We start from the raw sequence: 23,602 nt of genomic DNA, 5'->3' as shown, positions 1-23,602 counted from the left end.
CAATCAATGATGAAATCAGCAATGGATCTCGCGAGGATCATCGGCACGGCAGCAGTGGCCTGCGGACTCCTCGCCGCGGCGATTCCCGCCGTCGCCCAAGACTACGATCTCGTCATTCTCAACGGTCGGGTAATGGACCCGGAAACCCGGTATGACGCCATCGCCAATGTCGGCATCAAGGACGGCACGATCGTCGTCATCACCGAGGACGGAATCACCGGTCAGGAAACCATCGACGCCACCGGCCACGTGGTCGCGCCCGGCTTCATCGACATCCACGCCCATGGCCAAAACATCGGCGACTACCGCATGCAGGCCATGCAGGCCGTCACCACCATGCTGGAGCTGGAGTCGGGCGTGCTGCCGATCGGCGAGTGGTACGACAAGCAGGCCGAGAAGAATCTTCCCCTCAACTATGGGGCGGCTGCGGGTTGGACCTTCGCGCGGATCGCGACCTTCACCGGCGAGGGACCCGTGGGGGACCCCGGATACTTCCAAGACGCCCAGTCACGGATGGACTGGAAGATGGACCTCTCCACGCCCGAGCAGCAGGAACAGATCCTGAAGCTCGTCGAGCAGGGTCTGGACGAGGGCGCGCTCGGCATCGGCATCAACGCCGGCTACGCCCCCGGCCATGGCCGCAAGGAGTACTTCGCGCTGGCCCAGTTGGCCGCCGAGCGGGGCGTGGCGACCTTCACCCATGTGCGGTACGCCAGCAACCGCGAGCCGCAAAGCTCCTTCGAGGCGGTGCAGGAGCTGATCGCCAATGCCGCGATCACCGGTGCGCACATGCACCTGTGCCACATCAACAGCACCTCGCTGAAGGACATCGACGGGACGATCCGGCTGGTGGATGGCGCATTGGAACGGGGCATCAACATCAGCGTCGGCGCCTATCCCTGGGGTGCGGCGAGCACGGTGGTCGGCGCGGCCATGTTCAGCGGCGAGGGTTGGCGCGAGCGGATGGGCTCCACCGCCAACAATTTTCAGCTCGGCACCGAGCGCATGACCGAGGCGCAGCTTGCCGACTACCAGCAGAACAAACCTGGCACCTTCATCGTCTGGCACTTCCTGGACGAGACCGACCCCGACGACCTGAAGCTGTTGGACAAGTCGATCCTGCACCCGGAGATCCTGATCGAGTCCGACGAGATGTTCTGGATGTTCATGGACGATCACAACCACGTCATCAACTACGAGGGTGATGCGTGGCCGCTGCCCGAGAACACGTTCTCGCATCCACGGTCGAACGGCACCTTCGCCAAAATCCTGCGCTCCTATGTCAGGGAGCGCAAGCTGATGAGCATGCAGGAGGCCCTGCGCAAGATGACCCTAATGCCCGCCCAGACCTTGGAAGGCTTCGTGCCGCAGATGAAGAAGAAGGGTCGGCTCCAGGAGGGGATGGATGCCGATATCGTGGTCTTCGATCCCGAGACCATCCGTGACGTGGGTACCTACGAAAAACCCAATCAGCCCGCGGTGGGCGTACAGACCTTGCTCGTCAATGGCGGTCTCGTCGTGCAGAACGGCGAGCTGATCCTCGACGCCCCCCATGGGCGACCGATCCGCCGCACGGAAGTCGAGTGAGAGCGATCGAGAAATTGGCGACCATCGACGCCAAGAGGAGATGCACATGGAATTCCTGAAGAGTCGCTTAAGAAACGCCAGTGCCGCAGCGGTGGCCTGCGGGCTCCTCGCCGCCGCCCTGCCCGCCTTCGCCGAGGATTACGACCTCGTTATCCTAAATGGCCGGGTGATGGATCCGGAAACCCGGTATGACGCGGTCGCCAACGTCGGCGTCAAGGATGGCCGGATCGCCGTCATCACCAAGGAAAAGATCACCGCTGAGGAAACCATCGATGCCACCGGCCACGTGGTCGCGCCGGGGTTTATCGACACCCACTGGCACTACGACCGGCCCTGGTCCAACAAGCTCGCCCTGCGCGACGGCCGCACCACGGTACTGGACCTCGAGATCGGCACCCATGGCCCGTACGTCGCCCAGTGGTACAAGGAGCGGGAGGGAAAGAACCAGGTGAACTACGGCCAGGCCGTGGGCCACGAGTTTGCCCGCGCGGCCGTGCTCGACGGTTTCGAGGGAGCGCAGGACGTTCGCACGGCGATCGAGAGTCGAAAAGGCGACGGCTGGTGCTGCAAACGACCTAACCTGGAACAGGGAAACGGAATCCTTCAGCTCCTGGATGAAGGACTTCAGGCCGGCGGCCTGGGCATTGGCTCCACGCTGGGCTACATGCGCGACGGCGTCTCCACCCGTGAGTTCTTCGAAGTCCAGCGCCTCGCCGCCCACTATGGCCGGCAGACCGGTGCCCATTTCCGCTACACGCCCGGCACCGATACCACCGAGACCAACGGCATCCAGGAACTGTTGGCCAATGCCGCGGCCTTGGGCGCGCCGGCCCTGGCCTGCCATTTCAACAACCCCGGCTACAACCTGGTGCACGAGCTGCTGGTGCGCATGCGCGAGCGCGGCATGAACGTGTGGGGCGAGATCTATCCCTATGCCGCCGGATCCACGGCCCTGAACGCCGTCTTTCTGGCACCGGAGGTTTGGGAGGGCGCCTTGGGCCACAAGTATGAAGAGACGATCCAGGATGTGGCGACCGGCGAGTGGTACACCCCGGAGAAGCGCGAAGAAGTGCTCAAGACCGAACCCACCCGTCCCGTTCTCGTCTTCAAGATGCCCGAGTCGGCGATCATCGATTGGCTGAAGCTGCCAGGCGTATCCGTGGTCACAGACGGCATGCCCATGATCCCCGATGACCAGCTGACCTGGGACACGCCTTACGAGAATCTTCCCAACACCCATCCGCGGGCCGCCGGCAGTTTTGCCAAGGCCCTGCGGCTGGCGCGGGAGAATGGCATACCCCTGATGCAGGTCGTGGCGATGACCAGCTACAACGCCGCGGGACCCCTCGGCAGAACGGGCTTGAAGTCCATGCAGAAGCGGGGACGCCTGCAGGAGGGGATGATTGCGGACATCACCGTCTTCGATCCCGAAACGGTAACCGACAAAGCCACCTATGCAAAGGGCACGCTCCCTTCGGAAGGCATTCCCTATGTCGTGGTCAACGGGACGATCGTCGTCAAGGACTCGCAAGTGCTGAAGGGCGTCAATCCCGGCCAGCCCGTTCGATTTGAACCCGAGAAAAGCCGCTTCGAGCCGATCACCATCGAGAATTGGGCGCAGACCTTCTATGCCGCGCCGATGGATTTCGGCGGCGGCGTGCCCGGTCAGCAGCCTAGAAACATAGGTGTACCTGAGTCGCAGCCTGACACCCATGGGCACTGAGGGCGGCCTCCGATCGGCGTCTTCGGCCCGGAGACGAGCGCCGACAAGACGAGCGACTGCAATGCCAACCCGCCGGGGGCGGTGTGTCGGCGGTGCTGGTCAGCGGCGGGTACCGAGTGCGCGACGGCGATCAGATCCAAAACACCGCGCACTGTCAGCCGAATCGCCGGCCGATCCCGTCAGCGAGACATCGCAGCCTTTCCTGTCGGAGGTCACCATTCGTGAAACCAGGACTCCATCGCGCCGCCTGCTTGGCCTTTTGTATGACAAGTCCCCTGATCACCCAGGCCGACGAAAATCCGCTGGCCAAATACCTGGTCGCGCCCGGCGCAAAGACGACCTTACCCGTCGCTAGCGCCAAGACGCCTTTCTCTCTGGAATTCGCTCGGGATGCACAGGAGAGGTTCGAGAACTTCCACTATCAGTTGGGCGGCGATCATGCGCTCTACTACAACCTGCACCTGAGCGAGGTGTTGCCGACGGCCACCTCCAAGCCGAATGAACACTACAGGCCGCTCGAAAAGGCGCTCGATCCCGCATTGGGCGACAGTGTCTCCTTCACGGTCACGGAAGGCGACCTGACGCTGAACGAGTACGTAGTGCACCCCAACCATCGGGTGCAGGCGGTGGTCATGGTCCACCAGGGGAAGATTGTCTACGAGACCTATCCCGGGATGAACCCGATGGACCAGCACGTCTGGATGTCTCCGGGGAAGACGACGGTTGGGTTGGTGATCGCCCAATTGGAGGCCGAGGGCAAGATCGACATGAACAAGGAGGTCGTGGAATACCTCCCGGAATTCAAAGGCACGAACTGGGATGGCATCAAGATGATCGATGCGGCGAATATGGCCACCGCGCTTCAACTGGAGGAAACGCTGGAGGCCATCGTCGATCCCGAGTCCATCATCGTGCGCTTCTTCGGTGCGGAGTTCGGTGCACCCAACCCCGCGACAGGACAAGTCGAAGACTGGTTGAGCATCCTCAAGGGCGCCGAGAAGATCGAAGGCGAGGCGCCCGGCGATCGGTTCCGCTATTCCTCCGCCGTGACCCAGGTCTTCGTCGTGATCGCCGAACGCATCGAGAACAAGACCTGGGCGACGATCTTCGAGGAGCGTGTTTGGGGCAACATGACCGCCCGCCTGTCGATGCAACACCATCTGACCCCTGACGGCACGTCCGTGGCACACGGGCTGCTATCGACCACGACGGAGGATTTTGCCCGCTTTGGCATGCTGTTCACGCCGAGCTGGGACAACGCCGCGGTGAAGCCGGTGGTCTCGGCGGAGGTCCTGAAGCGTCTGCAGACCGCCGGCAGCCCGGAGGCATATCGCAGGGGCGCGAAGTATGAAGGTCAGAAGGCAGACTTCGGCGAATCACCGCTGATGAACTCCTATCAGTTCGATGGGGTGTTCGAAGACGGCGCCTTGTGGAAACACGGCAATCTCGGCCAGGGCATCTACATCGATCCAGCCCGTGATTTCGTGGGCGTGTATTTCTCGACCAACGGCTACATCCCTCCCTATGGAGAGGACAAGATGCCGGGTTACTTGAGAAGAGCGGCCAAGTACCTGGCCGGCCAGGCCGGCAGGGTGGACGAGCGATAGCCAAGTCCACCGAGTCCTGCGCTGCTGCCGGTGGACTGCGCTTCGCTTGTCCGCTCTGCAAGCCGACGACACGTTCTGCTCGCGCGTTCAAGACATTTCCTGAACACCCTCGCGAACAACAGCCATGCCGATGGAGAAGCCAAGTACCGCGGGTCTCTGAACGCTCGCGTCTGCGGCCATGCTCGCCGCGTCGGGCACGATCCTGGCGCAGGATGCGTCTCAGACCTTCTTCACCAACGTCCACGTCTTCGACGGGCACACGGACGACGAGCTCACGCTGGTTGGCGGACAATCGGTGGCCTGATGGGAACACCTTCTCGGCCTGCCGGTACGAACAAAGACCATCGATATCGACTTTTTGGGGGATCCTTCCCGGGCTCAGGAACTGGCCGACGCCTTAGGCTACCGCTGCATCATTCCCACGCCGGACAATCCGACGCCCAACACGGCTGTCATCCTGGACGATGCCGACACGGTCGTGGCCGACTTCCTCGGTATGGTAGCCGGCCTCAGCGAGACGGATATTCTGCGCCGCAGGCTCCCGATCGAGCTCGAAACCGGCGAGCGGGTGTACATCCTGCATCCGTTCGACTGTCTAGCCAGTCGTTTGGCGAATGTCGCCCTGCTACCCGCAAAGCGGTCGCCACGTGGCTTTGAACAGCTTCGCGCGGCGATTCAAATGTGCCTTGCCTATCTGCCCCGCCTCGCCGAACAGGGCCGCTCGCAGGAAGCGATCAAGATGGCAAACCGCATCTTCGACTTCGCAATCGCAGACCCCGGGAGAAAGAGTCTTTTTCGACCAGGGTATAGACCTGCTCTCGACACCGCCGCCGCCTAAATCACTCCGCGGACCGGCTGTCGCGGTTGCTGCGGTAGCGTGTAAGATCCTTGCAGTGAGTGCGGATCAACGTCGTTGCCGGCTCGCCGCCGACGCTTCTTTCCGAGACTCTCTGGAGGCCGCCCATGGCCCTTCGCAAGGCACTGAAATGGCTTGTCGCCGCCCTCGTCGGCCTGCTGTTGCTGCTGGTTGGAAGCGCCTATTGGCTGCTGCACACCGACACGCCTGACCTGGCCGAGCGCGATGCCCCGCTGGTGCCGCGGCTGGCCCGGGACTACCCGGGCGAACCGCGCATCGCCGACGCCGAGGAGCTGCTCGGCTGGGCCGAGCAGGCGACGCCGCTGGCACGCATCAACACCGCCACCGACCGGCTGCCCAACGGTCTGGCCATGTCCATGCTTCCCTTCATGGTGGACTGGGACAACTCCCGTGTGTTTGGCGACGCGCCGTTCCTGCTGATGCGCAATGTCAATGCCGGCGGCAACCCGGTGATCGGCGAGAACCTGCTGGCGACCCTTAGGGTGCCGCTGGACGGCCTGAGCGCCCTGGAGTGGTGCTTGACGCCCACCCGCAACGAACATGGCGAAGACACCTTCATGGGCCACGCCATGCTCCGTTTCCTGTTCGCCCAGGACCGGCGCCCGGTGATCCTGTCCCGGGACGGCGAGCCGCTGCGCGGCGCCCTGCAACCGGACGACCTGATGCTGAGCTGGGAGGCCTGGCGAGCGCCGATGACAAGCTACGACGGGCTACAGGGCCTGGACCCGGACACCTATACCCTGAGCGCCCGCGCCTATACCGGTGCCCAGCGCTTCCTGACCGACATCGTGCGTGGCAACCCCTGGCGCTGCTACCCGGTACGGCTCCCGGACGTCGACGATGCCCTGCAACTAACCCTGCTCACCGCCGCGCTTGCCGGCGATGCCTTCGCCCGGCGTACCATCGGCAAGCTGGTCGCCGAGGGCGTAGTGCGGGCCGAGGGGCTGGTACAGCCGACGCAAGAAGAGGTTCAGCGCGCCGAGTCCGTGTTCGCGACATCGGGGCTGCCCAAGGACCCGCTGAGCAACCTCCTGAAGACGGCCGACCTGTCCTACCAGCTCTTGGAGCGCTCCTGCATCACCGAGTCGCTGGCCATGATCCAGCTGGCGTTGATCCGCATTCACAAGGAGCACGACCTCGGGCCGCCGCCCCAGTTGGAGCTCGTGCCGAATGGTTTGCCATCCTGGATTCAGGATCTGGTCACCGCCGACCATGACACGCTGCTTGCGCACATCCCGGGCGCCCTGCTCTTTGTCGCTCGCAACCGGCAGGTACTGCCGACCGAGGCCTACCGCATCTTGGACGACGCCGGCCTGCTCCAGCGCGGCGGCAAGGAAGGAGCAGCGCAAGGACCGCTGATGTACTACTACGACAAGGCCAGCGGAACACCCTACGGCGCAATCGGCGACAACCTGATGTGAGCTGGCGAATCATTCGACGCGCGTTGGTCGCAGCCGCCGCGCTGCCGATCCTGTGCCTGGGGGCGGTGTGGCGTTCCTGTACTTGCCCGCCCCCGAGGGTGCGCGCGGCACAGTGGCGGCGCGACTGCTCGAGACCTACCTCGGTGCGCCGATCTAGAGACTATCCGGATCCTTCGCATCAATGATACCGGCGGCTGGAACGAGACCCTGGTGTTGGACACCGTCACGTCGCGCGAGCGTGACGGTGCGGTGGATGTCGAGGCCCGGGATCGGGCCGATCTGAATCGGTCGAATCGCCCGCGACACGCAAGGCCGTCTGGGCTTCGAGGACATCGAGCTGGTGCAGGGCGGCATCAAGGACCCGAGGCTCGACGATCGCCAGCTCCCCGCTGGCCGGTCGTGCGAACGTCAACGCATCAGAATGCGAGGTGTGATAATGCGAACAACCTTGGATATTGACGACGATGTGCTCGCCGCAGCGAAGGAGCGCGCTCGGTTGCGGAAGGTCTCCGCCGGCAAGATGGTGTCCGACCTGCTGCGCCAAGCACTTTCCGGCAGCACGGCACAGGACGAGACGAGGCAACGCGGGGTGGCCGGATTTCGGCCCTTCGATGCTCGCGGGCTTTGCAGACCGTCTTCGGCGCCAGGAAGGAGCACCTCACCGTCATCGCGTTAACAGGTCCCGGGCCCGGCTGAAGAGGCCCCTTCCGGTTTCGTTCAACCGTTCTTTCTAGGTTCAAGGGTTCCTGGCTGCTCTGGCACCGGTATCCCTAATGGATGGTTTCCCCTCCAGAGACTGCGCACCTTTGCCGGATGGCTCGACCGAACGCGATGAGGCCGATTCGTTCGGGCAGACAATCGCCAAACCCAAGGCTTATTCGAGTTGCCCTGCGGTTCGGTGCCTTTCGCTGCGCGCTCGAATCGCCTGCTTGCTCTGCATGATGATGCTGACGGTGGAGAGCCGTCTGAAACGGCAGGCGAGCCGGCGAACCGATCAGGCTCAGCCGCTCGCGACGTCGACGTACGCGGCACGGACCGAGCTGTAGTTCTCCTTCCGCAGCGTGCCGACGACTTCATCCACTTCAGTTTCGGGTACCCCGAGGTTCTTGAGCAGCTCCCCGCCGCGGGACAATGTGCTTTCGATATAGCTCGTCGCGGCATGCTTGATGCCTTTGCTGACGAGCTCGTCCTGGTCCCGGAGCGTGCGCATGCGGACATAGACGTCCAACTGGGGATAGAGCTGATGCAGCGTCACGGCCAATGCCTTGGCCGCCTGGTTGTCGTGGGACGTCACGTACACAGCCGTGGCCTTGCCCACGCCGGCCGCCGCTTGCGTGGCCGGGCTGTACATGTTGCCCAGGTAGACCTGGCGTCCGGCGCGTTTCGCGCGCTCCACGATGACCAGGTCCCGCTCCACGGCCACGTAGGGAATGTTCGCGCGCTCCAGCATCAGGGCGATGAGCTGGCCGACCTCGTCGTAGCCGATGATGACGACATGGCGCTCAAGGTCGGCGGACAGATCCGCCGCCGTGTCTCGCGCCGCGCCGGCGAGGCGACCGGACAGAGCGGCGCCGGCCTTCACCATCAGCGGCGTCGCAATCATGCTCACCGCCACCACCAGCATCGCCAGGGTGTGGCCATTGCTGCTGATGAGTCCGGCCACGGCCGCCGCGCCCAGCAGCACGAAGGCGAACTCGCCCACCTGCGATAGGTAGAAACCGATGCGGATCGCGGCCGCGCGGCCGATCCCGAAGGCCAGGGCGAGGCCGATCAGTACGAGCGCCTTGAGCGCCAGCACCGCCGGCACTTGGACCAGCAGCGCGTCCCAGTCGCGCAGTATCGCGCCGACATCGATGGACATGCCGACGGCGATGAAGAACAGCCCCATCAGGGATTGTTTGAACGGCGTCACGCTCGCCTCGATCTGATAGCGCAGATCGGAGGCCGACAGCAGCATGCCGAGCAGGAAGGCCCCGAGGGTCATAGAGATGCCGACCTTGTCCACGGCCCAGGCGGCCAGGATCACGCCGAGGAACAGCACCAGCCCGAAGGCGTCCATCTGCCGCTGGCCCGCGAAATAGCCGAGTGCCGCAGGCAACAGCCAGCGCCCGACGATCAGGATGCCGCCGATGACCCCAACCACCATCAGCAGCGTCTGCCACAACGGCGTCGAGCCGGCCGCGCCTGTGGTATGGGCCAGTACCGGCACCAGGGCCATGACCGGCACCACCCACATGTCCTGCGCCATCAGGATGGCGAAGGTCGTGCGTCCGTGCTCGCTGGCCAGCTCGCCCCGCTCGGACAGCGTGCCCATGACGATCGCGGTGGACGACATCGCAAAGGCCAGGCCGACCAGCGTTGCCGCCTCCCAGGAAATCCCCACCAGCAGCACCAGGTACAGCGCGAGGGCCGCGGCACTGACCAGCATCTGCGCGGAGCCCAACCCGAAGATCAGCCGCCGCATCGCCCAGACCTTCCCCGGGCGCAGCTCCAGACCGACGGTGAACATGAACAGCACGACACCAAGCTCGGCGATGCTTTGCAACTCCTCGACCGCGTGCACCGGGACCGGTCCGGGCGTGTGCGGCCCGATCAGGACGCCGGCGACGATGAAGCCGAGGATCGACCCGAACCCCAGGCGATCGAACAGCGCGACGCAGAGCGCGGTCGCGGCCAGGATGATGACGATGGCGAGCAGGATGGACGAGAGTTCCATGGTGAGCGCATGCCTCAGCTGTTGTTCAACGAGTCAACGCCAGGGACAGTTCCGACAGCATCTCGGCAAGCGCCCGGCCGTAGCCTTGCACCAACGCCTCAGGCGTCGACTCGGACAAGGGCACGGAACGGCCGATGGTCTGCTCCAGTCGCACGGTCGGACTGATGCCGGACAGATCGACCAAACTGAACTGGATTTCCATGATCGCGCTCGGCGTGCGCCCGGGCCGGAAATCGCCGTACAGCTTGGTCACGGTGGCCTCGAGCACAAAGGCTGCAGGGGTTCGCGTGCCGGGCTGGGTCACGGTGGCGAACGGTCCCGCGTCGTTCAGCCAGTCAGCCATCACCGCACCCAGCATGTCGCCGGGCGGTGCGATGAGGCTGTTGTAGAAGTCCGCGGCGTAGCGCACCTCGTCGACCCGCACGACCAGCGCCCTGTCTGCAAAGCTCGGCGCGACACGCACCTTACCCATGCGCAAAGTCTCGGCGCGGCGGCTGGCGGCGGGAATCGGTGGCGGTGGCTCGATGACGTAAGTGGTGGCCTGCGGGATGGGCTTGCCGATGGCACATCCGGCGAGCAGCAGGATCACCGCAACGGCGCCCAGTGATGTTCGGCGTTTCATCGCCTCCTCTCCTTCCAGGGCATGTCCACCTCTTCCGGCGGGCCGCCGATGAGGACGCCGGCGGGGTAGCGTTTGGCGGTCTCGGACAGGCTGCGCAGGTTGTCGGCGGTGGCGCGCAGGTCCTGAATGACCACCCGCACGTCGTACTGGTTGTCGCCGATCAGCGCATCGACGCGTTGGATGGTGCGATCCAGATCGGCAATCACCGCGTCGACACCGCCTTTCTCGATCAGCGCGCGCAGGCCGCCGGTGAAGGCCGCGGCGTTATCGACCGTCTGCTTCAGTCCAGGGTCCTCCAGCAAGGTATCGAGACGCCCAGAGGCATCGGCGATATTGTCCAAGGCGCGGACGACCGGCGCCTTTTCGATGACTTGATCCAGGTGGTCGATGGTCGTACGCGCCTCCACCAGGACCTGGCTGGCCTCGTCCGAGAGCTTCTCGATCGGCAGCCGCTCGGCCTTCTGGTTCAGGGTCTGGACCAGGCTGTTGAGGTTGCGGCCCAGCTCTCCGACGTCGGCCTTGTTGAGACTACCGAGGAACTGCTGTGCGCTGTCAATGATCTGGCCGGTCAGGCTTGGGGCCGATGGGATGTACGGATACTCGGGGGTCCAGTCGATGGGCAGCGGTGGGTTCTTGTCCGGCGCCAGGAAATCCAGGGCCAGGAATTGCTGACCGGTGATGCCGGCCAATTGCGTCTGTGCGCGCAGCCCCCGCTCGATATAGGCGGCTACTTCCTTGCGCCACTGCTGCACCCGGTCCGCATCGCCGGAAAGCTTTGCCCGCACGACGATGTAGCTCTTGCGCATCTTGATCGGGCTGCCGTCTTCATATTCGCTCGCCGTGGTCGTAATCTCGCTCACCTGGCCGAGCGGCACGCCGCGAAACTGTACCTGGGCACCGATGCCGAGCCCGGAGACGGAGCCGTCGAAGTAGGTCTCGAAGGTGAATGTCGGCTCGAAGAGGGAGCGCCCGCCGAGGACGAACAGCACGCCGAGCAGGATCGCCAGTGACACCACCACGAACAGTCCGAGCCGAAAATAGCTTTTGTTCTGCTCCATGGTCAGGTCCCCGCTGTGGTCGCCGGCGCCTCGTCGGGCCGGCGATTGAAGAATTGCCGAACCCGCGGATCGGCACTCGTGTCGCGTAGCTCCCGCGGATCGCCCTCGGCGATGATGCTGCGCGACACCGGGTCGAGCATGACCGCGCGATCGGCAACGGTGAAGATGCTTTGCAGCTCGTGGGTCACGACGACGAAGGTGAAACCCAGGTTGGCGCGCAGGCTCAGAATGGTCCGGTCCAGGTTCGCCGCCGTGATCGGATCGAGTCCCGCCGACGGCTCATCGAGCATAAGGATATCGGCGCCCAGCGCCATGGCGCGGGCAATGCCGGCGCGCTTGAGCATGCCGCCGGAGAGCTCCCCCGGCATCAGCCCCTCGGCATAGGCCATTTCCACCTGGTGGAGGAGCAAGCGTGCCGTCAGGTTCTTCTGGTCGAGACCCATGTCGGTGAACTCGTCGAGCGGGAAGCGGACGTTCTCGAGCACCGTTAACGATCCGAACAGCGCGCCGCTCTGGTACATGATGCCGAGCTTGCGCTGCAGCAGGGCCTTCTCCGCGGCCTCCGCAGTGACCACGCTGCGTCCGTCGATCAGGATGTCGCCGCCCATCGGCTTGTACAGCCCGATGATGTTCTTCATCAGACTCGACTTACCGCAGCCCGAGCCGCCGAGGATGACCAAGATCTCGCCACGCTGGACCTCGAACGTCGCATCCTCGAGCAGCACGCGGGTGCCATACCCCATCTTCAAGTTCCGCACGCTGATGGCCGGCGCCGATGAATCAGCGCGCGGCGGTGGAACGGCGGCTTGATCCGGCACCACCCCCACGCTAACCGCTGAGCGCAATCGTGAACAGGCCATCGAGCACGACGATCGAGACGATGCTGGTGACCACCGCGCTCGTGGCCGACAGCCCGACCGAGGTCGCCCCGGCCCCGGTCGACAGCCCCCGCTCGCAGCCAATGGCCGCGATGGCCAGGCCGAAGACCGTTGCCTTGACCAGCCCGACCAGGAAGTCATCGACGCCGACCGCGCCCAGCAGGTGGTTGTAGAACTCGACGAAGCCGATACCGAAGCTCGCCAGCACCAAGGCGCCGCCGAAGATGCCGACGATATCGGCCAGAACCGTCAACAGGGGCACGACCAGCATGGCGGCCAGCAAGCGGGGCAGGACGAGAAAATGCACCGGATCAAGGCCGAAGGTTTGGATCGCATTGACCTCCTCGTTGACCTTCTGTGTGCCGATCTGCGCCGCGAACGCCGCGCCCGTTCGCCCGGCGAAGACGATGGCGGTCATCAAGGCGCCGAGTTCCCGGAGCATGGCGACGCCGACACCGTCGACGACGAAAATGACGGCACCGAACTGCTGGGCGACCAGACCGATCTCGAACGCGATGATCACGCCCATCAGGAAGCCGATCAGCAGCACGATCGGCACGGCATTGGCGCCCGCCTCGGTGGCGACGTTGAGCACTTCCTGCCAGCGGATCAGGCCGCGGTGGCGCAAACCCTGCAGCAGCGCCATGGCGCAGTCGCCGAGAAAACCCAGGAAGTGTTTCAGGTACTCGATTTGCCGGAAGGTCTCGCGGCCGATCTGCGCGATGATGCCCAAGCGCGGAGGCTTGCGGACGGCCTCCGCGAAATCCTTGGGATCATAGTCGGGAATCAGCGCTGCCAGATTCGGCGCCAGCCCCCGGATCTCGACCTCCGCGCCCGCCGGGCGCGCACGCCGCTTGAGGTCGAACAGCAGTGCAATGCCCGTATTGTCGATAGTCTTGAGGTCCGAGGCATCGATGACGACGGGACGCTCGGCGTTGCGGGTCAGGGTTGCCAGTGCCTGCTCCCAGATCGGGCCGGCCGTGTAGGCCGTGATGCTCCCGCCCAGCGCAAAGGTGACCGCGTCATGCGCAGCGGTTGGGGCAGCAGTTTGGGCCGTTGTCGCGGTCATGGGACGGTGCTTGCCCTTGCCCCTGTTGCAAAGCGCATCATGTCCATGTCCAAAGCGATGCTCCCACGGCGCTGCTGTCAGTGATTGCCGGCCGACCGCGCCGAGTCGAGCCAATCTCTGACCCGCGTCGCCCGATAGGTATTGGCCATCTCGGTGACCGCGACCCGTAGCCGCAGAACGTCTGGTCCCGGCTCGCGCACCACTTGGTATTGCCCGCGCAGCTGCTCGATGATCGCGTCGTGGAAGTAGTCCGCGAGCGACTTCACTGTGATCGGGTCGATTTGACCGCGCTGCTCATCCTGTTTGAGGTCGATCTTGATGCGATCGAGCATGACCTTGTCTTAGGCGGCAATCTATCGGGCGGGCTCCGACCAGCTGTAGGCATCGGAGCCCGGCTTTTGCTTAAGCTTGCTGTAGTCGCTGAGAAACCCGACGGATTGATAGTCCCCGAAGGTTGCCGCCATCGTGTTGGCGGATACCGCCAGCAACGCCGCAGCGACGAGTCTCTTGATTCGCATGCGTCGTCTCTCAGGATTGAATTGCGTGTTATCAACGTTGCGAGTGTAACCGGGTCAAGAGCGGCACCAAGCGGAATCGATGTACAAATCTTGCACTCCAACCCGCCGCACCCTCCAAAAAAGCCCTTCGGGCGATCTGAACAGAGAAGAAACCCGATGCGGCTGCCGGAACTGGCAACGCGCGAAGCATCGGTCCGCTCGAGCCCGTCCTGCGACCGCCGAGTCCCGTCGGCACTCCGGAACAAAGTGCAAGAATTGAACTCAATTAGCGCGCCACCGTCGTGCGAATATCGTATACCTTGAATTCGCTTAGGCGATCGACAGAGATCGCCCCAGGCTCGCAGCCCGATAAGATATCGGCGGCTGCCCCATTCGCCTGTGACTCGGCAACAAAGGCGCTTTTCGCGACTACGATTCGTTGGTAAACGCCCAATGTTGCCCCGCGTCCCGTGCAAATCGGGCAGCGAACTGAGTCAAGGCGGTTATCGTCTCTCCTTCCTCGCGCTTGTCGACCAGGAGCATTTCCATGAAGAAACAGATTCTGTTGATGGTCACCATCACGACGCTAGCCGCAACCGGTCCAACGATGGCCGAAGAAGCGCGTCCGGGCGGCTTTCAGGTCGGTTGAACGGCCTGCGAAAAACCCTCTGGAACACAGCGGAGCTTGCATTTGGCCAAGGTTGAACATCGGCGACGAATCAGTCGCTTCGTCCGTCGTGTAGCCCCAGGCGTCGACAATCTTTCGCATTACCAGATCGCATGGTTGCCCAGCGACATCGCTGCGGGCCTATCGGTCGCGGCCGTGGCGCTGCCCGTCGGTATTGCCTATGCGGACTTGGCGGGTGTGCCCGCGGTCATCGGTATGTACGCTGCCATCTTTCCGCTCTTTGCCTACGCCTTGTTCGGCTCATCGCGGCAACTGATGGTGGGTCCGGATGCAGCCACCTGCATGATGATGGCAGCCGCCCTTGGACCGCTCGCAGCTGGCGATCCAGAGCGCTATCTGGCGCTCGTGATCGTGATGACCCTCACCGTCGGCCTGGCCTATTTGCTGATGGGGAATCTGCGGCTCGGGTTCATTGCCAATTTCCTATCGCTGCCCATCCTGGTCGGTTTTCTGAACGGCATCGCCTTGATCATCATCGTGGGACAGCTGAGCAAGTTGCTCGGCATTTCTGTCGAGGCCGGAGACTTCTTCCCCAAGCTGTTGGAGACCGTGAGCCACATCGGCCATGCGCACGCACCCACGTTGGCACTCGGCTTGACCCTGCTCGTCGGACTGGTTGCGCTGCGCCGCTTTCTGCCGCGGCTACCCGGCGCGCTCGTGGTGGTCGTCGTCGGTCTGCTCCTGGCAAAGGTCTTGGGCCTGGGCGAACAAGGCGTGGCGCTGCTCGGAACCGTGCCGGCCGGTCTGCCGGAGCTCTTCCACATCCCGTTACTACCGCTCGCCGACTACCCAACCATTGTGCGCGATGCCGCCGGTCTCGCGCTCGTGAGCTTTACCAGCGGCATACTCACGGCCAAGAGCTTCGCGCAGCGCAACCACTACGAAGTGGACGCCAACCGGGAGCTGATCGGTTTCGGTGCAGCGAATCTTGCCTCGGGCCTCGCCCAGGGTTACCCGGTGACCGGTGCGGATTCCCGAACCGCGGTCAATAGCGCCATGGGCGGCAAGAGTCAGGTCGTCGGGATCGTGGCAGGCGGTGTCATGTTGTTGGTCCTTTTCTTCCTAACGGACCCCTTGGCGTACGTTCCGACCACCGCCTTGGCCGCGGTCATCATCGTCTCCGCCGTCGGTCTCTTCGATTTAACAACCCTGCGCAAACTATTTGCGATGAGCCGGGTCGAGCTCGGCTTTTCGGTCGGCACCACGATCGGTGTGCTGGTGCTCGGCGTGCTGCCGGGCGTCCTGTTGGCCATCGTCTTGTCGTTGTTGCTGCTCCTGATGCTTACCTCCCGGCCGACGGACGCGGTCCTGGGTCGCGTGCCAGGCATGAGGGGCTATCACGACCGCAAGGATTATCCCGAGGCCGAGACCCTCCCGGGACTGCTGCTGTACCGCTTCAACGCCGACATCGTTTTCTACAATGCGGACTATTTCAAGTCTCGGGTTCTCGCCGCGGTTGCCAACGCCAACGCGCCCGTCGATTGGGTTGTCGTTGACGCCAGCCCGGTGAATGTGGTCGATAGTACAGCGATGCAAAGGGTTGCGGAGCTGCGCGACGCGCTGAAGGAACGCGGTATCGTGCTGGCAGTCGCGCACCGAAAGCATGCCGCGGCCCGACTGTTCGATAAGACATGGCTGGATACGCAATGGGAATTGACGGAGCAGCAGAATTATCCAACCTTGACCTCGGCCGTGAAGGCGTTCAAGAGCCGCGACAATCGGCCAGGGACAGCGACAAGCGGATGAGCGTCTGACTAACGATAACATCGCCATGTGCACGACTAAGCAGAGGCCGCACATGAATGGCCGACCGGTCATGCTGATGAACGAATGCCAATCAAGAACCGCAATAGGTAAGCGCTTGAGCGGCCCGGCCAGCGCCGTCGCGATCGCGCTGCTGTTCGGCATCTCGGCGCCTACGCTTGCGGCGCAGGGCGTCGATTCAACGACGATGGAGTCTCCTGAGCTTCGGATTGGCGAGGTCATTTATGTCCCCGTGTATTCCCATATCTTTCAGGGAGACAAGGCGTCGAAACAACCGCTGTCTTCGACGCTGGTCATCCACAACGTCGACCCATCGAAGCCCATCCAAGTAACCAGTGTTCGTTACTACGACCATTCCGGGGCTCAGATAAAAGAATACACCGACCAACCGCTGACGCTTGGGCCCTTTGCATCCGCGAACTTTGTCGTCGGTATCGGGGAGGACCGCGGCGGTGTCGGTGCAAACTTCCTCGTCGAGTGGCAGGCCGAGGAGACACTGGTAAGCCCTATCGTGCAGGCAATCATGAGCGGTGGGACGGGGACGCAAGGCCTATCGTTCGTCACGCAGGGCAAGGTGATCGAAATTCGCCGATGAGCTGCGATGCGCCGAGTGCCTATTTGCGTCGCTCTCCACTTGCACACCCGTCGTGAACCATCAATGACTCGAATGGCCAATGAACGATTCGGATATGGGTACAGCGGTGCGTCGGTCCTACGGGCCCTCGACTGCCGATCAACCCACACGATAGAGGTCAATCGTGTCGGGAAAACTGAGGCGGTTGATAGAAATCGCCCTAGACGACGCGTGAACGGATTAACCCGCCGAACACCTTTTCGGCGTGGCACCATGCCGCCTCTCGTCCACTCGCGCTACCGTAGGACGAGCGTTGACTTTGCCAGTCCATGTAACGAAGCCAACCTTCTGACCCGGGATGCAGCCGCTCGATGACGAAAGGTTTCTGCCAGGCTATGCAGCGGGGACCGAACGAAGGATTATCATCGACCCATCGCTCGGCCCCTGACTGCGGACGCGGCACAGCATAGGCAATGTGGCATCGGCGAGCCTTTCTGCTTGGAATGGCTGCGTTGACAGGGGGCTCTGGGTTACCGCATGCCGAGGCACACCAGAATAGATCGAGCCATACCACCGCAGCACCACGTACAGTCTCCACAAGAAAGACCTCAGCCACCGGAACCGCATGTGGTTGCAGTGGACTTTGCGGGTCCGGCATCTGAACTTGTAGCGGCATCAAGCGCTTTATTACGTCAGCGAGTTCCATCAATCGTCTTTGGTCACGCGCCGCGGAACCTTTTCCTATGGGCTTCAGAGAGGGACCGAGCAGGAAACAGCTACGCATCCGATTTTTGCCGTTGCCACTTTTCTCGATGGTCGCTGCTTCACGAAGACGTGCCAACGCTTTTCGAAGCTCGCCAGAAGCCTGCACCCCTCCCTCGTGCGCCCGGCGACCATTTCGCATGCATAGCCGAATGCATCCGGCTCGGACTGCCCGGCGAGCAGTTCTTTGAGCAAGCGACAAAGAAGATGCCGGCCCAGGCGGCGAAAACGTCGATGCTCATGTCTGTTGTCCTCCGCGGCCGCCCTGATCCATGGACTCGAGTCCGTGGCTCAGGATGGGCGATTTCAACATCCGTATGACAGCAATGGCGCCGAACACCGCGACGATCATCGGCAACGCCATCGTGAAGGCGCCGGTGGTCTCCAGCGTGAGCAGGATGCCGGTGAAGGGTGCATGGGCGATGGCCGCCAATGCCACCGCCATGCCGACCAGCGCCAAGGCGGGCGTTGGCGGCACCGCGCCGGCCGGCAGCAGCATGCCCGCGATCTCGCCGAACAAGGCCCCCGAGAGCGCCCCGAGCAGCAGTGCCGGGGTGAAATAGCCGCCCGGCGTTGTCGCGGCGAGGGACAAGGGACCGAGCAGGAACCGGATCAGCAGCACCAGCGCCAGCATCGACAAGACGAGCTTGCCATCGAGAACCGACTGCACCATGGCCTCACCGGTCCCGACGACGCCGGGTGCTTGCCATGCCAAGAGGCCGGCGGCGGCGCCGATCAGTCCGGCGCGCACGGCGGGAGGCATGAGAGGGCGTTGAACGAGGGCAGCGACGGCCTTGATTGTGCGTGACTGTGCGTAGGCGACGAGGCCGACCAGCACGCCGAGCAGCAGGTACAGGGCCAGCTGCCCGAAGTGATAGGCCGGTAGAGCATCCACCGAAAAGTTGACGGCGCGGCCGGTCACCAAGCGCGATACGCCGACGGCCAGTGCTCCGGCGCCCAGTGCGGTCAGGGATAGGCGCAGATCGACGCGCTTGACGACCGTTTCGACCACGTAGGCAGCGCAGCCCAAGGGCGAGTTGAACATGGTCGCGACACCGGCACCTCCGGTGCACGCGAGCATCAGATCGGCATCCTGGCGATTCAGCCGCAGCAGCCGGCTGACGGTGCGCCCGATCGCTCCCCCCATCTGAATGGCCGGACGCTCCGGGCCGACGGCTAGCCCGGCACCGACGGCGAGACTGCCGCCGGCGAAATTGACCGACATGGTGCCAAGGTTTGAACCGGATCTCGGTAGCGCGGCGTCGGCCCCGGCCGCCGGGACCTGCGGGGCGTCCGGTGCGAAACGCCGTGCCAGCCAGGCGGCCAGCGCCGCCAGCGCGGCGCCGGTTAGACCGAAACCAAGCGCGGCGAGCAAGTCCGGCAGGGCGCGGGCATGGGCCAGATCGATAACGTCCAGCCGCGCGCCGTCGATCCATCCCAACGTCAGGCTGAACAAACCGCCGATGACGCCGATCAGTACGCCCGCCAACAGGGTCGCGAGCGTCAGGCGTAGCGTATCCGATTGCGTCGGCATGATGCGTCCGGATGCCCCTTTGCCGAGAGGTTAGCCCTTTTTCTTTTTCTTGCCGGAGCCCTTCTTTTTCTGTTTGTCCTGCTTATCAAGGGCCTGCGCCTCGCCGATCCGCTCCTCCTGTACGATCGCGTGGTACTTCTGCTTGATCTGGTCGATGTCGACCGTCGGCTCCGGGAACTGCATGCCGAGCGACTCCAATGTCTCCGCGACGATGCGCGAGACGGCCAGGTTGCGGAACCATTTGTGATTGGAGGGGATGACGAACCAGGGCGCATGCTCGGTGCTGGTCTTGTTCAGCGCATCCTGGAAGGCCTCGGTGTAGGCGTCCCAGAACGGGCGCTCGGCATAGTCGCCGTCGCTGATCTTCCAATGGCGGGCCGGGTCTTCGATGCGCTGCCGGAAGCGCTCCAGCTGCTCTTCCGGGTCGATGTGCAGATAGAACTTGAGAATATGCGTGCCGTTGTCGGCGAGCATCTTCTCGAAGTCATTGATCTGCTCGTAGCGTTTAGACCACACCCCCTTCGGCACCAGGTCATGCACGCGCACCACCAGCACATCCTCGTAATGGGAGCGATTGAAGATGGCCACCTGACCCTTTTCCGGCGCGTGCCGGTGATACCGCCAAAGGAAATCGTGGGCCGCCTCTTCCTTGGACGGCACCTTGAAGCCGGTGACCGTGCAGCCCTGCGGGTTCATGGCGCCGAGCACGTGGTTGATGGTGCCGTCCTTGCCGGCCGCATCGCGCCCTTGCAGGCAGATGAGCAGCGAGCGTTTTCCCTCCGCATACATCAGGTACTGCAGGTCATGCATCTTCTGCGTATAGGTCTCGATTTCCGGCAACGCGTGCTCGTGGGACTCATGTTGGTCGTGGAAGCCGGCGTCGACCTTGCCGAGGTCGACTTCGCTGCCGGGCTTGACGCGGAATTGCTTGCTGTAGCTCATGGCGATGCCTCCGAGGGCTGGGATTTGGTTCATGGGCCGGGGCTGTATTGCCGCGCCCTCCCCGACAGCGGCGTCGGGGAGGGTGCTGTCGGCTAGGCGTAAGCCCTCCCGGCCTCGGCGGCGCCCCGCGCCGCATGCCGACCCTTCAGGAAGCTCCGATACCAGCGCGGCCGGTCGGTCGCGCGCAGCAACCGGCTGTACAAGGCGAGCTTGATCAGATCGAGCCCGACCATCCAGACCAGCATGTAGACCCACACCAGGCCGATGACCGGCCATGGCAGGGCCGGCACGAACCACCCGAAGCCGACCATCAGGACCGCGAAGACCTGGGTGCCGACGATGGCCCAGAAGATGGGCGCCGACGGCAGAGGAGGCGCAAAGATGGTGCTGCGCGAGCGCATAACGAAGTACAGCAGGTGGCCACCGGCGACGATCTGCAGGAACACGGCGGTCTGCACCTGATCCTGCGTCAGCGGGATCCACGCCTGCCATTGCGCGTTATTGAGCCACGCCATGCCGAGGAGCAACAAGCCAAATGTCTGCGCCACGGCCATCAGGCCCATGAATCCCGACACGAACAGCAGGCGCCGCATATGCCAGCGCACCGGGTCCTTCGGGAGTCGCGTCTTGTCATAGGCGATGGTCATGATCGGAATGTCGTCCAGCAGCGCCACCAGCACGATCATCACCGGCGTCAGCGGCGAGAAGCCGAAGAAGACCGTCGCCAGCACCACCACGAACATGATGTCCAGGGTCATCGCCACCCGGAACAGGACGTAGTTGATGATGCGCTCGAAGATCCGGCGCGACTCGTCGATGGCGTCGATGACCGTCGAGAGCCCGGGGGCGGTGAGGATCAGTGCCGCGGCGGCGCGGGCCGCGTCGGTGGCGCCGCTGACCGCGATGCCGCAGTCGGCCTGCTTCAGCGCAGGGGCGTCGTTGACGCCGTCGCCGGTCATCGCGACCACGTGGCCACGGTCCTGCAACGCGTGCACGATGGCGTACTTGTGCTCGGGGAAGACGCGCCCGAAGCCGTCGGCGCGCTCCACATTGGCGGTGATGGGCTCCGGCAGGTGGCTCATGTCCATGTCCTTGGTGAACATGTCCGCCGCGGCGATCAGGTGGGTGCCCATGCCGAGCTGGCCGGAGATCTGGCTGCCGATCGCCACGTCGTCGCCGGTGACCATCTTGACCTGCAGCCCATGCTCCTTGGCATGCTCGATGGTCTCCTTGGAATCGTCCCGGGGCGGGTCCAGCATGGACAGGATGCCGAGGAAGCTCCAGCTCGCGCCGTCGTCGGTGGATTGCGCCACGCCCAGCGCCCGCAGCCCCTTGGCGGCCAGATCCGAGACCGTGCCGGTCGCCTTCGCGGCGGTCTCGGCGTCGAGCTTGCACAGATCGATGATGACCTGGGGCGCGCCCTTGGTGCAGCGCAGGGCCTTGCCGTCGGGGTCTGTCACCTGGCCCTCGGTGCGCTTGGTGACCGGGTCGAAGGGCACGAATTTGCCAATGGCGTAGCCGTCCAGCACCTTGCTATCCTTCAGCCCCCCGCTCACCGCCTTGTCGATCGCGTCCTCGCTGCCCTTCTCCGAGGCGAGGGCGCCGGCTAGGATGATCTCGTCGCCGGACTTGGCGGCGAACAAGATGGGGTCGCCTAAGGTCAGGGTGTTCTTGGTCAGCGTGCCGGTCTTGTCCGAGCAGAGGATGTCGACGCCGGCCAGCTCTTCGATGGCCTCGAGCCGCGAAACGATGGCCTTCTTCCGCGCCAGCGCCTGGGCGCCGAGGGAATTGGTGACCGTGATCACCGTCGGCATGGCCACCGGGATGGAGGCGATCAGCAGCACCAGCACGGTGCGGGCGATGTCCGCGATGTCCGCCCACTGCCACTCGGCCTGCACCACGAGGTCTTGGTAGAGCTGAAAGCCCACCAGCAGCACGCACAGGGCCACCGAGGTCAGGATCAGGAAATCGCCGATCTGGGTCGTTGCCTGCTGCGAGTGCGACGCCCCCTTGCCGGCGCTCGCCACCAGGCTGGCGGTCCGGCCGAAGAAGGTGTTGTTGCCGGTGGCGATGACCACCGCGCTCATCTCGCCCTTCTTGGCGATGCTCCCGGAATAGCCCTCGTCGCCGATCTTTTTGCTCACCGGCAGCGACTCGCCGGTCAGCGCGGCCTGGTCGATGCTGATGTAGTCGCCGTCGATGAAGCGCACGTCGGCGGGCACGACCTCGCCGAGCTTGATCCGCAGCACGTCGCCCGGCACCACCTCGGCGGCGTCGATAGTGCCGAAGTCCCCGTCGCGCAGCGCGGTCGCCTTCGGCGCCATGCCCGCCTTCAGCGCCGCCAAGGCGTCGGAGGCCTTACGCTCCTGCCAGAAGCCCGAGATGGCGTTGTAGAACAGCAGCACGAGGATGATGGTCAGATCTGCCCAGTGCCCCATCAGCAGCGAGAGCAGCGCCGCGGCCTCGATCATGTAGGCGATGGGGCCGGTGAAGAAGCGCAGGAACCGCTGCAGGTCGCTGATCTCCTCCTCGACCAGCTCGTTGCGACCGTATTGTTCGATCCGCTGCTTGGCGTCGGCCGAGCTTAGGCCCTTCGGCGAGGTGCTCAGGCCCGCGTAGACCTGGTCCAGACTCGCCTTCTCCAGGTCGTTGGATGAATCCGCGCTCCCCTGGGCGGCGGGATTCTGATCGGCTGCGTTCATGCTCACTCCTCTGTCTCACCCGCTCGCGTGCGGATTAGGTTGTTGGTCGGAGTCGGGTCGGCGATTGAGGCAGGCGCCGCGTGCAGGCTGAGGTCAACCCATCATTTGGCTCATGCTGCCGCGGGCGTGAAGATCGCTCAACGCAGCGTTCTCCCCGGTTACCGAGCAAAGTTTCGGTGCGGCCGCCAACGCTGTCATCAGATGGTAACGAGACGCGCGGGTCGGCGGCACAGTATCGAGGATCAATTCTTGCGCTGTGGACCTCTTCAAAACATCCTGACGGTGTAAAGACCTCACCGGTATCAAGCTCCTCGGAGCCTGTCCGACTAAGCATCTCAACCGCGCCCAGCGCGTTATACGATGCTTTTGGATGGGATCGGCCCCGGCAGACTTGACGACCGCCGGAGTTTGCGCGGCTTAAAGATAAAAAAGATGTTCTGCTGCGCGCGCTGACCTCTGTTTCCGATGGATTCGTCGAAGCATGAAGCCCCTCCAGTGCCAGATTTGACCCTCGATTCAACACCCATGCCGAGCGCAAATTCCCTAATCTCTCATCTGTGCCGGCGAACCTGGCAAATCCT

Annotated in this window: 18 protein-coding genes; 8 read left to right on the top strand and 10 right to left on the bottom strand. The window is 63.8% G+C overall.

What is annotated here, in order from left to right; all coding sequences use genetic code 11:
• Positions 1 to 21 precede the first annotated feature (21 nt).
• From LT988_RS20910 to LT988_RS20890, 6 genes are all read left to right on the top strand, one after another.
• Positions 22 to 1,587 (top strand): amidohydrolase family protein, encoded by a 1,566-nt coding sequence (locus LT988_RS20910; RefSeq protein WP_232407414.1) that lies wholly within the window; start codon positions 22 to 24, stop codon positions 1,585 to 1,587.
• Positions 1,588 to 1,633: 46 nt separating this feature from the next.
• On the top strand, positions 1,634 to 3,310 hold the full coding sequence (locus LT988_RS20905) for an amidohydrolase family protein (RefSeq protein ID WP_232407413.1): 1,677 nt from the start codon (positions 1,634 to 1,636) through the stop codon (positions 3,308 to 3,310).
• Positions 3,311 to 3,531: 221 nt separating this feature from the next.
• Positions 3,532 to 4,917: a serine hydrolase domain-containing protein gene (locus LT988_RS20900; RefSeq protein ID WP_232407412.1), complete on the top strand. Its 1,386-nt coding sequence runs from the start codon at positions 3,532 to 3,534 to the stop codon at positions 4,915 to 4,917.
• Between the two features lie 178 nt (positions 4,918 to 5,095).
• A complete protein-coding gene (locus LT988_RS25330; protein WP_269752070.1) occupies positions 5,096 to 5,221 on the top strand; it encodes a hypothetical protein in 126 nt (41 codons plus the stop codon).
• A gap of 54 nt (positions 5,222 to 5,275) precedes the next feature.
• Positions 5,276 to 5,755, top strand: a complete 480-nt coding sequence (locus LT988_RS20895) for a hypothetical protein (protein WP_232407411.1) — start codon at positions 5,276 to 5,278, stop codon at positions 5,753 to 5,755.
• A 125-nt stretch (positions 5,756 to 5,880) separates the two neighbouring features.
• Positions 5,881 to 7,215, top strand: a complete 1,335-nt coding sequence (locus LT988_RS20890) for a hypothetical protein (protein ID WP_232407410.1) — start codon at positions 5,881 to 5,883, stop codon at positions 7,213 to 7,215.
• Positions 7,216 to 8,215: 1,000 nt separating this feature from the next.
• Here LT988_RS20890 and LT988_RS20885 read toward each other — a convergent pair.
• The 7 genes from LT988_RS20885 to LT988_RS20855 all read right to left on the bottom strand — a co-directional run bounded on the left by LT988_RS20885 (position 8,216) and on the right by LT988_RS20855 (position 14,076).
• Positions 8,216 to 9,931 carry a cation:proton antiporter domain-containing protein gene (locus tag LT988_RS20885; protein ID WP_232407409.1) on the bottom strand — a complete coding sequence of 572 codons (1,716 nt, stop codon included), beginning with the start codon at positions 9,929 to 9,931 and terminating at the stop codon, positions 8,216 to 8,218.
• A gap of 25 nt (positions 9,932 to 9,956) precedes the next feature.
• The gene (locus tag LT988_RS20880; RefSeq protein WP_232407408.1) at positions 9,957 to 10,553 is read right to left on the bottom strand and encodes an ABC-type transport auxiliary lipoprotein family protein; all 597 of its coding nucleotides are present in this window, start codon (positions 10,551 to 10,553) and stop codon (positions 9,957 to 9,959) included.
• Positions 10,550 to 11,611 (bottom strand): MlaD family protein, encoded by a 1,062-nt coding sequence (locus LT988_RS20875; protein WP_232407407.1) that lies wholly within the window; start codon positions 11,609 to 11,611, stop codon positions 10,550 to 10,552. The genes LT988_RS20880 and LT988_RS20875 overlap by 4 nt, the downstream gene beginning before the upstream one ends.
• A 2-nt stretch (positions 11,612 to 11,613) precedes the next feature.
• On the bottom strand, positions 11,614 to 12,354 hold the full coding sequence (locus tag LT988_RS20870; RefSeq protein WP_232407406.1) for an ABC transporter ATP-binding protein: 741 nt from the start codon (positions 12,352 to 12,354) through the stop codon (positions 11,614 to 11,616).
• 85 nt (positions 12,355 to 12,439) lie between these two features.
• Entirely contained in the window at positions 12,440 to 13,558 is a 1,119-nt protein-coding gene (locus LT988_RS20865) for an ABC transporter permease (protein ID WP_232407405.1), read from the bottom strand.
• A 77-nt stretch (positions 13,559 to 13,635) separates the two neighbouring features.
• Positions 13,636 to 13,890, bottom strand: a complete 255-nt coding sequence (locus LT988_RS20860; protein ID WP_232407404.1) for a DUF3313 family protein — start codon at positions 13,888 to 13,890, stop codon at positions 13,636 to 13,638.
• A gap of 21 nt (positions 13,891 to 13,911) precedes the next feature.
• Positions 13,912 to 14,076, bottom strand: a complete 165-nt coding sequence (locus LT988_RS20855; RefSeq protein WP_232407403.1) for a hypothetical protein — start codon at positions 14,074 to 14,076, stop codon at positions 13,912 to 13,914.
• A 664-nt stretch (positions 14,077 to 14,740) separates the two neighbouring features.
• On the opposite strand from LT988_RS20855, the gene LT988_RS20850 reads away from it, so the two are divergent.
• Both LT988_RS20850 and LT988_RS20845 read left to right on the top strand, forming a co-directional pair.
• Complete coding sequence (locus tag LT988_RS20850; RefSeq protein ID WP_332460497.1) at positions 14,741 to 16,489, top strand: SulP family inorganic anion transporter; 1,749 nt, start codon at positions 14,741 to 14,743, stop codon at positions 16,487 to 16,489.
• A gap of 52 nt (positions 16,490 to 16,541) precedes the next feature.
• Positions 16,542 to 17,102: a DUF3124 domain-containing protein gene (locus LT988_RS20845; RefSeq protein WP_232407401.1), complete on the top strand. Its 561-nt coding sequence runs from the start codon at positions 16,542 to 16,544 to the stop codon at positions 17,100 to 17,102.
• A gap of 979 nt (positions 17,103 to 18,081) precedes the next feature.
• Here the strand turns inward: LT988_RS20845 and LT988_RS20840 are convergent.
• From LT988_RS20840 to LT988_RS20830, 3 genes are all read right to left on the bottom strand, one after another.
• A complete protein-coding gene (locus tag LT988_RS20840; protein WP_232407400.1) occupies positions 18,082 to 19,377 on the bottom strand; it encodes a chloride channel protein in 1,296 nt (431 codons plus the stop codon).
• A gap of 30 nt (positions 19,378 to 19,407) precedes the next feature.
• On the bottom strand, positions 19,408 to 20,319 hold the full coding sequence (locus LT988_RS20835) for a polyphosphate kinase 2 family protein (RefSeq protein WP_232407399.1): 912 nt from the start codon (positions 20,317 to 20,319) through the stop codon (positions 19,408 to 19,410).
• A gap of 92 nt (positions 20,320 to 20,411) precedes the next feature.
• Positions 20,412 to 23,021 (bottom strand): plasma-membrane proton-efflux P-type ATPase, encoded by a 2,610-nt coding sequence (locus LT988_RS20830; protein WP_232407398.1) that lies wholly within the window; start codon positions 23,019 to 23,021, stop codon positions 20,412 to 20,414.
• Positions 23,022 to 23,602: the final 581 nt, after the last annotated feature.

The sequence above is a fragment of the Thiocapsa bogorovii genome (assembly GCF_021228795.1).
In the GTDB taxonomy this organism is placed as follows: domain Bacteria; phylum Pseudomonadota; class Gammaproteobacteria; order Chromatiales; family Chromatiaceae; genus Thiocapsa; species Thiocapsa bogorovii.
The sequence above is the reverse complement of the archived record's forward strand: the minus strand, read 5'-3'. Positions and strand labels throughout refer to the sequence as shown.

Coding starts and splice junctions, on each gene's coding strand:
- LT988_RS20840 (WP_232407400.1), bottom strand. CDS start 19,377: ATGCCGACGCAATCGGATACGCTACGCCTGACGCTCGCGACCCTGTTG.
- LT988_RS20910 (WP_232407414.1), top strand. CDS start 22: ATGGATCTCGCGAGGATCATCGGCACGGCAGCAGTGGCCTGCGGACTC.
- LT988_RS20880 (WP_232407408.1), bottom strand. CDS start 10,553: ATGAAACGCCGAACATCACTGGGCGCCGTTGCGGTGATCCTGCTGCTC.
- LT988_RS25330 (WP_269752070.1), top strand. CDS start 5,096: ATGCTCGCCGCGTCGGGCACGATCCTGGCGCAGGATGCGTCTCAGACC.
- LT988_RS20875 (WP_232407407.1), bottom strand. CDS start 11,611: ATGGAGCAGAACAAAAGCTATTTTCGGCTCGGACTGTTCGTGGTGGTG.
- LT988_RS20890 (WP_232407410.1), top strand. CDS start 5,881: ATGGCCCTTCGCAAGGCACTGAAATGGCTTGTCGCCGCCCTCGTCGGC.
- LT988_RS20845 (WP_232407401.1), top strand. CDS start 16,542: ATGAATGGCCGACCGGTCATGCTGATGAACGAATGCCAATCAAGAACC.
- LT988_RS20870 (WP_232407406.1), bottom strand. CDS start 12,354: ATGGGGTATGGCACCCGCGTGCTGCTCGAGGATGCGACGTTCGAGGTC.
- LT988_RS20885 (WP_232407409.1), bottom strand. CDS start 9,931: ATGGAACTCTCGTCCATCCTGCTCGCCATCGTCATCATCCTGGCCGCG.
- LT988_RS20855 (WP_232407403.1), bottom strand. CDS start 14,076: ATGCGAATCAAGAGACTCGTCGCTGCGGCGTTGCTGGCGGTATCCGCC.
- LT988_RS20905 (WP_232407413.1), top strand. CDS start 1,634: ATGGAATTCCTGAAGAGTCGCTTAAGAAACGCCAGTGCCGCAGCGGTG.
- LT988_RS20860 (WP_232407404.1), bottom strand. CDS start 13,890: ATGCTCGATCGCATCAAGATCGACCTCAAACAGGATGAGCAGCGCGGT.
- LT988_RS20830 (WP_232407398.1), bottom strand. CDS start 23,021: ATGAACGCAGCCGATCAGAATCCCGCCGCCCAGGGGAGCGCGGATTCA.
- LT988_RS20865 (WP_232407405.1), bottom strand. CDS start 13,558: ATGACCGCGACAACGGCCCAAACTGCTGCCCCAACCGCTGCGCATGAC.
- LT988_RS20835 (WP_232407399.1), bottom strand. CDS start 20,319: ATGAGCTACAGCAAGCAATTCCGCGTCAAGCCCGGCAGCGAAGTCGAC.